A 13170-nucleotide genomic window follows, 5' to 3' on the forward strand; every position below is an offset into this window, starting at 1 on the left:
GACACGGCTGAATCGCCGATAGCCATGCGCTCAACTCAGCTGCCTAGGGTGTGGGATACCTGCGGCAATCAGGGAATAACAAGTTCAATCAAGAATGGTCCCGTGCGTCGAAATGACATTTTCACCAGATCCGCAAAACGCCCCATCGTCACCGCCTGCGCTGCTTCGACGCCGTATCCCTTCGCCAGATCGATCCAGCGGATCGACGGGTTCTCCAGGCTCATCATGTCCGCCGCGACGCGCCCGGGATTGGCTCCGACATTTGCAAACTCGCCGAGGAGAATTGCGTATTTGCGGTTGGAAAGAATGATCGTCGTGACGTCCAGATCTTCGCGTGCCTGTGTCCACAATCCTTGTGCGGAATAAAGTGCGGACCCGTCCGCTTGCAGGCTCACGACCCGTCGGCCGGGCGCGCCAATTGCCGCTCCCGTGGCAAGAGGAATACCTGCACCGATTGCGCCGCCCGTAAGCTGCAGCCAGTCGTGCTGGGCCGCACCCTTTGTGCCGGAAAAGAAATCGCGACCGAAACTGACGCTCTCATCGACGATGACGCTTTGCTCGGGTAGAAGGGCGCTCAGCACTTGTGCGACCGCCTGCGAGATGACCGTTCCGGTCGGGGGCGATGGCTTTTCCCTGGCGGTTGGAGAGATCGCATGATCAGCAGCGCCCAGTTCGTCCGCAAGCCGTAAAAGCGCGTCGTTCAGATCGTGTTCCGGTCGGGCAAGGACATGTATGACGGCATCCCTTGGCTCGGCCGAAGCAGGTTTGTCTGGGTAGGCGAAGAACGCCACCGGACGCGTTGCGCCCACCAGGATGACGTTTGAAACGTCCGATAGCACCTTCACGGCCTGGTCTATGGAGTAGGGCAGTCGCGTGACCGGATATCGCCCTTCGCCGCGTTCGATGCGGGCATTCGAAACCGGCGCATAAAGTCTCGCACCGGTTGCGGCGGCGATCCTGCTTGCGAGTTCAAGCTGCGGCGCCCGCAGCGCCATGCCGCCAAGAATGATCGCCGTCTGCCGGCCGGACCGCAGCAGGCGCGTCGCTGTCACCACGGCGTCGGGGCTCACCTGCGGAGCGCTGGATACGGGACGGGACGACCCCACAATGCCGCCGGTACTCCAGCAGACATCCGACGGCAATATGAGGGTAGCTATGCCGCCCGGACTCTGCAGCGAGGCTTCGACGGCGGCCGCGGCATCTTCTCCTACCGTGCGCGAACTCGCTGATGTCCTGACCCATCGCGAAACCGGACGCGACCAGCCTTCGGTATCGGCCGTCAGCGGTGCGTCGAGCGGGCGGTGATAGGTCGCCTGATCGCCCACCAGGTTGACGATTGGCGTGTTCGCGCGGCGTGCGTTGTGAAGGTTAGCGAGACCGTTTGCCAGGCCCGGGCCGCAATGCAGCAAGGTTGCTGCTGGCTTGCCGGTCATTCGTGCATAGCCGTCCGCAGCACCCGTCACAACGCCTTCGAACAGGCCAAGCACACAGCGCATGCCGACAATCCGGTCCAGCGCCGCGACGAAGTGCATTTCGCTGGTTCCCGGATTGGCGAAGCATGTGTTCACCCCGCACGCCAGCAAGGTTCTGACCAGGCTCTCGGCACCGTTCATGGCTTTTTCCGTTCCATCTCTCAAGATGCGGCTTCAGAGGCTGGTTGGGCTCCGTGGTAGCGCGCTACGCCGATCCCGGAGGGAGACGTGACGGCTTTGAGGGCGGAAGCGAGATCCTTGAGTTTCTGGGGTGTGTAGGCATCGTAGTAGGCTTGGTTCTTGCGGCCGATTGCGTGCTCGGCGCTGAAGCTGCCGCCGAAGTCATTGACGACGATATCGACCACCCAGTCGCGGACGCGTCTTTCGAATGTGCTGTCGGCGGCACTGGTGCCGTCCTTCGACGCAACCAGATTGAAATGCACACCGCCATCGCCGATATGGCCGAAATCGCAGATGGAAACGTCTGGGAATTTCTGCGGGATGTCGATCGCCATTCGTTCGCAGAACGCCATCAGTTGGCCACGGCGGAACGAAAGATCAAAAGCGACAAGCTTGCCCAGATGCTTGACCCCTTCGGAAATCGCATGCCGCAGTGACCAGATCTCATGCGGTGGCCCGATGATCGCATCTTCCAGCGGACAATCCTCGCTTTCCCAGATCTCAGCGAGCACGCTTTCCAGTGTCTCGGAGAGAGGCTGCTCGCCCTTACGTGGGTCCCAACTGCGCGTGATCTCGGCCAGAATGACATAATGGGGTATCACGCCGCCCTGGAACGGGTTCCTAAGGGACGGGATATGGGCCAAAGTCGCCGCGATCGCATTCCCCGACATGCCTTCGAAGGCGGTCAGGCAAGCGCCAAGCCTTGCTTCCATGGCATTGAGCAGCGGCATGACCTTGGCCGGATCCTTTGGCACCAAAAGTGCTGCCGCCGTCTGGCGGGGAACCCTCTCCAGATTGAGAACGCATTCCGTGATCAGGCCGAAGGCACCTGACGTGCCGATGAACAATTGCTTCCAGTCGACACCGGTGTTGTTCTTGCGCAGGTCGCAATTCAGGTCGAGGACAGTTCCGTGTTCGTCCGCCAGGACGACTGTCATGCCAAGGGTATTCTTTCGGACATCGCCGAATCTCAGGAAGCGTGCGCCTCCGGTATTGGTCGCTAGCATGCCGCCCAGCCGCGGATCGGCACCGAGATCGATGGGGAAAAACAGTCCGTGTGGTTCCAATCGCGCATTGAGTTCTGAAAGCCGCATTCCTGCATCGGCACGAACGGATCGGTTGTCGAGGTCGAGTTCGAATTGTCTGGTCATCCGGTCGACGCTCAGAACCGCCTGCCGGCCGCTGGCATCGGGTGTCGATGCCGCGACCACCCCGGTGTTTCCCGCCTGCGGTACGATATGGACCCTCTCTCGCACACAATAGGAGATTGCGGCAGCAGCCTCTTGCGTCGTCGCCGGGCGAACAACGAAGGCTGACTTTCCCTGATCGAAGCGGGCGCCGCCTTCATAAGCGGCCATGTCGGTGGCGGTCAGCACGCCATTGTCGCCAAGGATGGCGCGTAGGTCTGCAACATGGCGGTCGATCTGGATGGCTGACATTCTCGTTCCATTGCTTCGCTAGGGTTGGAGCGCATCGGTGCGCCGGCGAAAGTCGATGCGCCTCAACGGGGGGAGCCGAACTGCCCGACAGGTGTTCCAGGCACGGCCACCCTGAAGCTTATCAGCGAGCCGCTGCTGGTCGTGCCGGAGGCAATCGGGGAGAGGGATGTCACAAAGAGGGTTCGCAGATCGCTGCCCCCAAAGCAGGGCATGGTGGGTGCATCGAGCGGGACAGCCACCGGTTCGAGCATTAAGCCGTCCGGCGCTATTCTGTTGAGCCGCCCCGAAGAAACACCAGCGCTCCAGTACGTGCCGTCCTGATCAACGGCCGCGCCGTCCGGCAGGCCCTTGCTCTCGTCGAGAAGGGCGATGATGCGGCCATTCGAGATGTTTCCGGTCGCTGCATCAAAATCGAACGCCTGGATGAAAGGCCCACGCGAGTCAGCGTGATACATGGTCCGTCCATCCGGGCTCCAGGCCAGTCCGTTCGAGACGTAAACCCCATCGAGGACTTTCCTGCTGCGTCCATCGAGCGTGATGCGATGAAGGGCACCTGAAGGCGCCCTTGGCACTGCATCATGCATGCTGCCGACCCAGAAACAGCCATCGGGTCCGACCTTTCCGTCGTTGAGACGATTCATGGTCATTTCCGGCTCTGGATGGACCAGAAAATCCAGACGCTGCGTTGCCGGATCAAAGAGATGGATGCCGCTGCGCAAGGCGACGACGAGTTGGCCTGCCTCTGCCATGCCGATGCTCCCGACCTCGCAAGGCATCTTGTGGTGCGCGACGGTCCCGGAGGTGGGGTCAAGGCTGTAGATGGCAGGGCGCAGGATGTCGACGAACCAGAGGATGGAACGAACGGGATCCCATACCGGACTCTCGCCAATCTCGAGCCCGAAATCGATGCAGGTCTCGAACATATTGGTTGTTGTCGGCACGTCTATCTCCACCTTGCACTCCAGGACGTCGGCATCCGGTGTCATCTCGGCATTTGATATAGCAAAATTGCTGGGCTTGTCGACTGTCGATCTCCGCTGGGGCGGTCATATTTCTTGGAAAGGGGAGTTTTTCGGTGGGATTCTGGATAAAGCTACCCGCGGCGAGCGGTCTTGTACGTAGCCAGAAATCAGCGATTAATCTCCGGAATCGCTTAACAGGAAGGGTTTCATCGCGAAACGCTCTGGGTCGCCGGGTGTGTGTCTTGTCGGCCAAAAAAGAGATTGACAGCCGTTCCTGATTGGCATTTATGATATATCAAATCAAGCCATCTGAATTGAATCAGGCGGACAACAAGGGGAATGAGCAATGATCAAAACAGCTGATATGCCCAGAACCGGGCGTGCAATCCGGACCATGCTTCTGTCGACCACGATGGCTGTGATGGTGGCCTCCTCGCTTGGCGGCGTGTCGGCGCAGGAGAAGCCGTTGATCATTGCGCGCAACCTGGCGGTCAACTCGCTCGATCCGGCGCGGACCTCCTGCGACACCTGCAATATCTTCCTCTATGCCGTCTATGAGACGCTCGTGCGCCTCGGCGACGACAACAAGACCATCAATCCGGCCTTGGCGCAGAAGTGGGAAGTCAATGGCGACAACACCGAGTTCACTTTCCACCTCAATCCGAAGGCTGTTTTTGCCGATGGATCGCCGGTCGAAGCCAAGGATGTGAAATGGTCATGGGAGCGGCTGACCTATTTGCAGGGCGGCATGGCCTGGCTGTTCGAAACGGTGAAATCAATCGAGACGCCGGATGCCCATACGGTCGTCGTCAAACTCTCCCAGCCCGACTCCGAATTTCTGGGAAAGGTGATTGCGCCATATGCTGGCATCGTGAACAGCCATGTTGCCATCGAGCATGGCGCCAAGGCTGGCAAGGATGACGCCGCCACCGACTCCGCCGAGCCCTGGTTCCTCGCCAATTCCGCCGGGAGTGGCCCCTATGCCCTGGAATCCTACAGCCCCAATGATGAACTGCGGTTCAAGCGCAACGCGGCCTATTGGGACAAGCCGGCTGCCATCGATGAGATTGTCATCAAGCAGACGAAGGACTCGGTTGCCCAGGCGCAGGTGCTGCAGAGTGGCGATGTCGACATCGCCATGCAGATCGCGCCCGACACCGCCAAGACGATCAACGCGCCTGGCGTTACCGTGGAGACTGTTCCGTCGTACAATTTCATCTACATGGCGATCAGCCCGGGAGCGAAATCCAACAAGGTGCCGATGGACGCAAAAGTCCGCCAGGCAATCGCCTACGCGCTCGACTACCAGGGCATTATCGACTTCACCATCGGCGGTGCCGGCAAGATGGTGCCGGTGGCGATCCCAAACGGGTTCCCCGGAACCGACGGTCTGCCGGTGCCCGTCCATGACGTGGAGAAGGCAAAAGCCCTTCTCAAGGAAGCGGGACTGGCGGACGGGTTTGACATCGAGTCCGTGTTTCCGAACGAGAATTACTATGGCGTCGACATGTCGACCTTGATGCAGCTCGTCCAGCAGGACCTGGCCAAGGTCAACATCCGGCTCCAACTGAAGCCGGTTACCTTCCCCGTCTGGTTGGACACCGTCAAAGGCGACGGGACATCGCTGACGGCATCCTTCTATGCGCCCGACTATTACGGCACCGACCAGTATGTGAAAACATTCGGAATGATCCCAGGCACGCGCTGGCTGAAGCGTTCGGGAGCGGATCGGGTGCAGGGCGTCACCAACATGAAGGAGAAGGAGCTGTTGGACAAAGCCGTCGCATCGCCCACCGAGGCGCGGGATAAGCTTTACAACGAGATCGCCCTGGAGATGATCAAGGATCGCGTCATCGTCCCGTTGGTCGGGCCGGACACGGTACTTGCCTACAGCAGCAAGGTGCAAGGCATGAAGTACAGCGTTACGTCAGTGCTGCCGTTGCAGGACCTCAGCATCAAGAAATAGCGCCGAGCCGCGGAGTGGCCTGATCGAGAGTTCGAATCCATGCAAGCCTACCGATACGTCTTTCGTCGCTTGATTGGGCTGCCGCCACTACTGCTTGGTGTTCTGACCGTTGCCTTCATCCTGTCGCACGGCACACAGGCCGATCCATTGTCGTCGATCCTGCCGGAGCGCCAGCTCAGCAATCCGGAGGCGGTGGCGGCCGCCAAGGCAAGGTGGGGGCTCGATAAGAGCCCGGTCGAGCAATACGTCCTCTATGTCAAGAACGTCGTCACCGGCGATCTCGGCATCTCCTTTCGCACCAAGCGGCCGGTTTCGCAGGATCTCCTGGCGCGTCTGCCGGCCACGCTTGAACTCGTCATCGCTGCCCTGCTTGTCGGGTCGGTGTCAGGCATTCTACTGGGCGTGCTGGCGGCCAGAATGCGAGACACGATCGTCGATCACCTGGTCAGGTTGTTCGCGCTGCTCGGCTCCTCGCTTCCCGTTTTCTGGTCGGGTCTGGCGGTGCTGTCGATCTTCTCCGTGCAGCTTGGCATCCTGCCGGGACCAGGCAGGCTCGATTCACGTTCCACGCCTCTCGATCCAATTACGGGATTCTATACCGTCGACGCGGTGCTGCACGGCAACATGTCCAGCTTCTTCGAGGCCTTGTCGCATCTGATCCTTCCGGCCGCTGTCCTCGGCTGGTCGATCACCGGCATTATCTCGCGGCTGGTGAGGGCGAGCATGCTCGATGTGCTCGGCCAGGACTACATCATGATGGCCAAGGCGAAGGGCGCGAGCAGCAGGCGCGTCCTCTTCCATCATGCGCTGCGCAATGCACTCATCCCGGCGATCACCGTGATCGGCTATTCCTTCGCTTTCCTGATCACCGGCGCTGTTCTGACCGAGACCATTTTCTCATGGCCCGGCATAGGCTCATACGCCGTGGATTCGGCGCGAGCCCTGGATTATCCGGCGATCATGGGCGTAACGATGCTTGGTGGCGCCGCGTTCCTGCTGACCAATCTCTTGACCGACCTTACCTACGTGCTGGTCGATCCAAGAATCAAACTCCAATAGGCGGCGAGATGGTCAATATCGTTTTCGCCCCATCCCGGCAGCGCCGCCGCCGCCGCGACCTTTGGTCCGTGGTGCCGGGCTATATCGGCCTTGTCATCATCCTGTTCTGGATCATGGCTGCGCTGACGTCGCGATACTGGATACCTTACGCACCGCTCGACATGGTCGGCCGGCGCCTGCAGCCGCCAAGCTTTGCTCACCTGTTAGGTACCGACGCGCTCGGCCGCGATGTGTTTTCGCGCACCATGGCTGGCGCTGTCTATTCGATCCCCATCGCTTTGCTCGTTGTCTCGGTCGGCGCTGTTTTTGGCAGTCTGCTCGGTGCCATCGCCGGCTTCTTTGGCGGCTGGACCAACACGCTTATCATGCGTCTGGTCGACGTGACATTGTCGTTTCCGCCCATGCTTCTGGCCATGGCCGTAGCTGCCTCTCTCGGACCCGGCCTATGGACCGCAACGCTGGCGATGATTGCCGTCTGGTGGCCGCTCTACACGCGGCTGATGCAGGCGCAGGTCATAAGCGTCAAGCAGATGGAGCATGTCGATGCCGCCATCTCATCTGGTGTCAAGCCGCGCCGGCTGCTCATCCGCTACATTCTGCCGCTTTGCTGGACGCCCATTCTGATCAACGCGACGATGGATTTCGGCCAGGTCGTTTTGCTGGCGGCCTCGCTGAGCTTCATCGGACTTGGAGCCGCACCGCCGGCACCCGAATGGGGGGCGATGGTCTCGGACGGCGCGGTCAACTTCTACTACTGGTGGATCGCGGCAGCCCCTGGGATCGCCATTCTGAGTGTCGTGCTGGCGCTGAATTTCATCGGCGACCGGGTGCGCGACATATTGGATCCGAGGAAGCATTCATGAAGGATGAGCCCCTCCTCGATGTCCGGGATCTCAAGATCGCTTTCGACACGCCGTTCGGATATGTCGACGCCGTGCGTGGTGTGTCGTTCTCCATTCGCAAGGGCGAGATCATCAGCCTGGTTGGCGAGTCCGGATCCGGCAAAAGCATCACCATGCGTGCTGTCATGGGACTCTTGCCGCGGTCCGCTCGCATCAGCGGCTCGGTGAAATTGCTCGGCAGCGAATTGATAGGCTGCCCGGCGAAGAAACTCGAGCAACTGCGCGGCTCCAGAATGTCGATGATCTTCCAGGATCCGCTGACCGCCTTGAACCCGGTGCTGACGGTCGGAGACCAGGTCGTGGAGGCGATACGCATCCACAATCCCACGCTCTCGGCGAAACAGGCGCATGACCAGGCGCTTGGGCTGCTTTTCGAAGTCGCGATACCGTTTCCGGAAAGGCGCATGCAGCAATATCCGCACGAATTTTCCGGCGGAATGCGTCAACGTGTGGTGATTGCCATCGCGATCGCGAACAAGCCGGACCTGATCATCGCCGATGAACCGACGACGGCGCTCGACGTCACGGTCCAGGCTCAGATCCTGGAACTCCTGAAGCAGCTCTGCCGCCAGCAGGGCACCGGGCTGGTTCTGATCACGCATGATCTTGGCGTTGTCGCCGGTATGGCCGAAGCTGTCTCGGTGATGTATGCCGGATCGATCGTCGAGCGTGCCGCCGTCGATGATCTGTTCGATCAGCCCGGCCATCCGTATACCCGCGGCCTGTTGGGCTCGCTTCCCGAGATGAAAGGCGAGATCGGCCGTCTCATCGACATCGGCGGTGCTCCGCCGACGGCTCAGACCATGCCGTCGGGTTGCGCGTTCAATCCGCGTTGCCATTTCGCTGTCGATCGGTGCCGGAGCGAATCGCCATTGTTGATGAAGGCCGGTGCCTCGGATGTGGCATGCCATTTGGCATCGATGCTGCCGCAGTACCACAGCCGAAGGAAAACGGCATGACATCGGCCGTCCGCGATGGTTCGGCACCCAATCAAACCGGCGACGAAATGCCTTCGCAGGGAGAGGTACCAGTACTGCTTTCGGTCAAAAACCTGGTCAAGGAATTCGGCACCGGCGGAGCTTTCTCGGGATCGAAGAGCGCGCCGGTCATCCGCGCGGTCGCCGGAGTAAGTTTCGATCTGGCGACAGGAGAGACGCTGGGGCTTGTCGGCGAATCCGGTTGTGGCAAGTCGACGCTAGCGCGCTGCATCCTGCGGCTGTCTCCGCCGACCTCGGGAGAGGTCTTCCTTAATGGCGTGAATCTCGCAAAGCTCAGTGAGGAAGAGATGCGGCGGCAGCGCCGGCATCTGCAGGTGGTGTTTCAGGATCCGTTTGCATCTCTTCATCCGCGCATGCGGATCGGCGAGATCATTTCAGAGCCTCTGGGCCTCCTTGAGATGACGAAGAAGCAACGACTGGATCGCCTTCACGAACTTGTCGACCTGGTCAAACTGAGTATGGAGCATCTTCAGCGCTTCCCGCACGAACTTTCAGGCGGTCAAAGGCAACGCGTGGGCATTGCCCGCGCGCTTGCGGTCAATCCCAAGGTGGTGATCCTGGATGAGCCGGTCTCTGCGCTCGACGTCAGCATTCAGGCCGGCATTTTGAACCTGCTCGCGGATTTGCAGGAACGGCTTGGTCTCTCCTACCTTTTCGTCGCGCACAACCTTTCTACGGTTCGTCACATCTCGAACCGGGTCGCGGTCATGTATCTTGGAAAGATCGTCGAACTCGCGCCAAGGGAACAGATTTTTGATAGCCCCAGACATCCCTACACCCTCGCCTTGCTTTCGGCTGTGCCAACAGCCGATCCAAGGAGCGAGCGTCAGCGAAAGCGGATCGTCTTGAAGGGGGACTTGCCGAGTCCTGCCGCGCCGCCAAGCGGCTGTAGGTTCCGGACCCGATGCTGGAAGGCACAGGAACTATGCGCAACCGAAGAGCCTGTGCTGCGCACGATAGGCAAGTCTACTTTCGCCTGCCATTTTCCTGAGCCAGACACGGGACAAGGTTTGTCCTGAGCGTCAGCGCAGCGATGGAACGCCTGCGCACTTATGCTATGGGAGAAAGAGCTTCTGCAGTTTGACCCCGTCTGATGAGCAGTCATGAACTCCCCAGCGATGGAAGAAATCGATCTGGAGCCTGAGGGGCCCGATGCAAACCGCGACAGTTTGTCGGAGCGCATCTACGCGCGGTTGCGCATCGATTTGATGACCGGACAATACGAGCCCGGGAGCCGGCTCAATATTCGCCGGCTTGCTGCCAACTACGATATGTCTCCAACCCCGGTGCGTGAGGCAATCGTCCAACTCGTTCGCGAGGGCGCGTTGGAATTGCGGCTTGGCCATCAGCCTCGCGTGCCGGTCCTGACCATTCCGCAGTACATCAACATCCGCGAGACCAGGGCGCCGCTCGAACGTCTGGCCGCCGAGCTGGGCGCCGTCCACATCAGCGAGGAAAACATAGAAACCCTGAAGGCGCTACACGACAGGTTCGTTCAATCCGAAAACCAGGAACGCTGGAAGGAAGCCCTGGCGGCCAACCAGGAGTTTCATTTCACCATCTACCGGGCTTCGGGCAATGATGTGCTGGTGCGCTGCATTGAAAATCTGTGGCTGCTGGCCGGCCCGTTTGTGAACAATCAATATCCTCTCGTGCGCAGCGCTGCCCACAGCGTGCATCCGCATCTGCTGATTATCGACGCTCTCGCACGCCGGGCACCCGGCGAAACCGGCGAACTGGTCGTCCGGGATTTGCGCGAAGGGTCTTATGTGATCCTCGAGAAGATCAAGAATGAGGCCAATGCAGGGCATGTGAAAAAGTCTCGGCGCAAGAAAGCCGAGGCTTGATCGGTCCGCTGTCGGCGGCCGCGTTGGCGCGGTGGGTCTCGGCCCTATTTTGAGGGTGTCGCTTTCGTCGCGCGCCGCGCCTTGAGCTTCTCTGCACCTATTACCGCATTCCGGTCCATCATCTTCCAAAGATTGCGCGGACTGGCGCCAAGCTTCTTGACGACCTTGCCGCGCTCGAGCGGCGCGAAGGCCTCGATCGTATTCTTCCGAATGGCTTCCAGGACGATGCCGGCGACAAACTCCGCGGTAACCGGCGTTCCGGCAAAGGACAGGGCCATTGCGTCGTCTTCGGCTTCCTTGTCGAGCATCGGTGTTTCGGTCGAGGTCGGATGGACGATCGTGAATTTCACCGGGCTGCCGCGCTCTTCGAGCGCGAGGGCAAGATGATAGGCACGAAGCGCGTGTTTTGCCGCCGCATAGCTCGCGATGCCAGGAAAGGGCAGGAATGCCGTCATGCTGCAGACGGTGACAAGGTGGCCGTGTCCCTGCGCCTTGAACTTCGGCAAGGCGGCCATCATGCCCCTTACGGGGCCGAAGAAGTTCGTCCGCATCGTGTCCTCGTGCTTCTCCATCGTCAGGTCACGGGCGTAGCCCGTGTGGACGATCGCCGCGTTGTTCACCAGAACGTCGAGGTGTCCGAATTTTTCCCAGACATGATCAAGGACTTGGTCCCACTGCTCTGACGAGCAGATGTCCAGTTTGACCGTTGAGGCGGCGGGACCGATCGACTTCGCAACCGTCGTGGCGCCGGGCAGGTTGATGTCGGCCAGCACCACGGTGTTGCCGGCTTCGGCGGCCAGCCTGGCGAGAGCCGCGCCGATGCCGCTTGCCGCGCCGGTGATGAGAAAGACCTTTGGTTTGGACGGTTTCATTTTGCCTCTGTCTGTTGCGGTCAGGCGCTGCGGCCTGGACGGTAAACTTGCTAGAAGTAGGTGCGGACCGAACTGATCACCTGGTAGTTCTCGTCAACGACGTGCAGTACGCGCCATTTGTCGAAGGTCAGGCACGGGTGCGAGATGCCGAAGCCGACCATGTCGCCAACCGTGAGCGGCGAGGCCGCCGGGATGGTCATGTGACAGTGTTGGTCGTTCAGCCGCGTGACGATATGGTCCGGCGATAGCTTCTGCGGCTTTTCCATACCGCTTCCAGGCCGAAACCACGTCAGCGCCACCGGTTGGTCGTCGTAGGAAACGTCGCGCTTGCCGAGCCCGGCAATCAGCTTTTCGTCCTCCGGCCGGGATTGCACGTAGGCCCAGACTTCGAGGGCCGGCGTAAGCCCACCGCGAGAGTTGGCAAGCTCGGGATTGCGTTCCCTGAGTGCATCGACGGCTTTGGCGTAAAGGACGGAATCGTGCGTTATGTAGCAGCCGGATCGCACCAGAACCATGCTCGGCCGCGACAATGCCGCGGCTCCCAGTCCTTCGACCACCACATCGTAGAAGGCGGAGCCTCCGGCACTCAGGATGATCGGATCTGCCGCAAACAGATTTTCGGCGTCGCAAAGGCGCGCAAGTGAAACCATCTGCCCGACAAAGTTTTCGACAAGCGTCAAAGTCGCCCCATTGTCGGCGCCTTTAAGGAGGCCTTCGAAGCCTTCGATGCCGCGAAGCGCGAGCAGGCCCTCGGTGCTCCCGATGTAACGAGCGAGATCCAGGGCTTCGTCACGGCTGCGGCAGCCGGTACGACCGCCGGGATAACCGAGTTCGACCAGCACTTGCAGGGGGCGGCTCGATCCTGCCTCGCGGGCGGCGTCTGCAATCGCGCGGATGTTCTCCTGCGAGTCTGCCAGAAACAGGAATTCAAAACTCGAATCGGCCGCCAGTTCGCCGATCACATAGTCGATGGCCTGCCGTCCGATGAGCTGGTTGGCCAGGAAGATCCGCTTGACGCCGAAGCTGCGGGCGACCTGGATCTGATGCAGCGTTGAAACGGTAATCGCCCAGGCTCCATCGGCAAGCTGGAGGTCGAACAGGGCAGGGCACATCGTGGTCTTGCCGTGCGGCGAGAGCACCGCGCCGGCATCGGCCAGGAAGGATTTCATCCATGCGCTGTTGTCGCGCACGGCCTTGTCCCTGAGGACCGCAACAGGGAGCGGTAGATCTTCCCGAAGGAGATTCCAGTGTTTCGCCGCGACATCGTCGATCGGTATAGGCCCGCTCACTGGGGGGACGCCTTTGTCCAGGGAGGACAAGGGGAGATCCATGGAGTTTAGAAGCGAGAGCATCGGTCGACAACCTATTTTGATATATGATTGTTACATTCTCCAGCCTGCTTGAGCAAGTAGGAGTTCTCGTCGAAATTGCGCCGGAGGCGACAAAATCGCACTCCGCAGAGAACGTGAAGGT

The 13170-nt window shown here is 60.3% G+C and carries 11 protein-coding genes; 6 read left to right on the plus strand and 5 right to left on the minus strand.

Translation table 11 applies throughout. The features are described 5' to 3' along the window. Positions 1–68 precede the first annotated feature (68 nt). The 3 genes from AC1DYW_RS32655 to AC1DYW_RS32665 form a co-directional block, all read right to left on the minus strand. Positions 69–1613, minus strand: a complete 1545-nt coding sequence (locus AC1DYW_RS32655) for an acetolactate synthase large subunit (RefSeq protein ID WP_477228927.1) — start codon at positions 1611–1613, stop codon at positions 69–71. 20 nt (positions 1614–1633) lie between these two features. Further along, positions 1634–3091: an FAD-binding oxidoreductase gene (locus AC1DYW_RS32660; RefSeq protein ID WP_477228928.1), complete on the minus strand. Its 1458-nt coding sequence runs from the start codon at positions 3089–3091 to the stop codon at positions 1634–1636. 62 nt (positions 3092–3153) lie between these two features. Beyond that, a complete protein-coding gene (locus AC1DYW_RS32665) occupies positions 3154–4014 on the minus strand; it encodes an SMP-30/gluconolactonase/LRE family protein (protein WP_477228946.1) in 861 nt (286 codons plus the stop codon). Positions 4015–4399: 385 nt separating this feature from the next. Here AC1DYW_RS32665 and AC1DYW_RS32670 point away from each other — a divergent pair, with 385 nt between their 5' ends. The 6 genes from AC1DYW_RS32670 (at position 4400) to AC1DYW_RS32695 (ending at position 10825) form a co-directional block, all read left to right on the plus strand. Then, positions 4400–6019: an ABC transporter substrate-binding protein gene (locus AC1DYW_RS32670; RefSeq protein ID WP_477228929.1), complete on the plus strand. Its 1620-nt coding sequence runs from the start codon at positions 4400–4402 to the stop codon at positions 6017–6019. A gap of 39 nt (positions 6020–6058) precedes the next feature. After that, positions 6059–7078: an ABC transporter permease gene (locus AC1DYW_RS32675; RefSeq protein WP_477228930.1), complete on the plus strand. Its 1020-nt coding sequence runs from the start codon at positions 6059–6061 to the stop codon at positions 7076–7078. A gap of 8 nt (positions 7079–7086) precedes the next feature. Next, positions 7087–7941 carry an ABC transporter permease gene (locus AC1DYW_RS32680; RefSeq protein ID WP_477228931.1) on the plus strand — a complete coding sequence of 285 codons (855 nt, stop codon included), beginning with the start codon at positions 7087–7089 and terminating at the stop codon, positions 7939–7941. Further along, the gene (locus AC1DYW_RS32685) at positions 7938–8939 is read left to right on the plus strand and encodes an ABC transporter ATP-binding protein (RefSeq protein ID WP_457154499.1); all 1002 of its coding nucleotides are present in this window, start codon (positions 7938–7940) and stop codon (positions 8937–8939) included. The genes AC1DYW_RS32680 and AC1DYW_RS32685 overlap by 4 nt, the downstream gene beginning before the upstream one ends. Positions 8940–8986: 47 nt before the next feature. Then, complete coding sequence (locus AC1DYW_RS32690) at positions 8987–9997, plus strand: ABC transporter ATP-binding protein (protein WP_477228947.1); 1011 nt, start codon at positions 8987–8989, stop codon at positions 9995–9997. An 84-nt stretch (positions 9998–10081) separates the two neighbouring features. After that, the gene (locus tag AC1DYW_RS32695) at positions 10082–10825 is read left to right on the plus strand and encodes a GntR family transcriptional regulator (RefSeq protein WP_457154500.1); all 744 of its coding nucleotides are present in this window, start codon (positions 10082–10084) and stop codon (positions 10823–10825) included. Between the two features lie 44 nt (positions 10826–10869). Here AC1DYW_RS32695 and AC1DYW_RS32700 read toward each other — a convergent pair whose 3' ends face one another. Together AC1DYW_RS32700 and AC1DYW_RS32705 are read right to left on the minus strand one after the other, a co-directional pair. Continuing rightward, on the minus strand, positions 10870–11697 hold the full coding sequence (locus tag AC1DYW_RS32700; protein WP_477228932.1) for an SDR family NAD(P)-dependent oxidoreductase: 828 nt from the start codon (positions 11695–11697) through the stop codon (positions 10870–10872). Between the two features lie 50 nt (positions 11698–11747). Then, on the minus strand, positions 11748–12887 hold the full coding sequence (locus AC1DYW_RS32705) for an amino acid deaminase (protein ID WP_477228933.1): 1140 nt from the start codon (positions 12885–12887) through the stop codon (positions 11748–11750). Positions 12888–13170: the final 283 nt, after the last annotated feature.

It is taken from the genome of Mesorhizobium sp. P2_D5, from assembly GCF_056404355.1.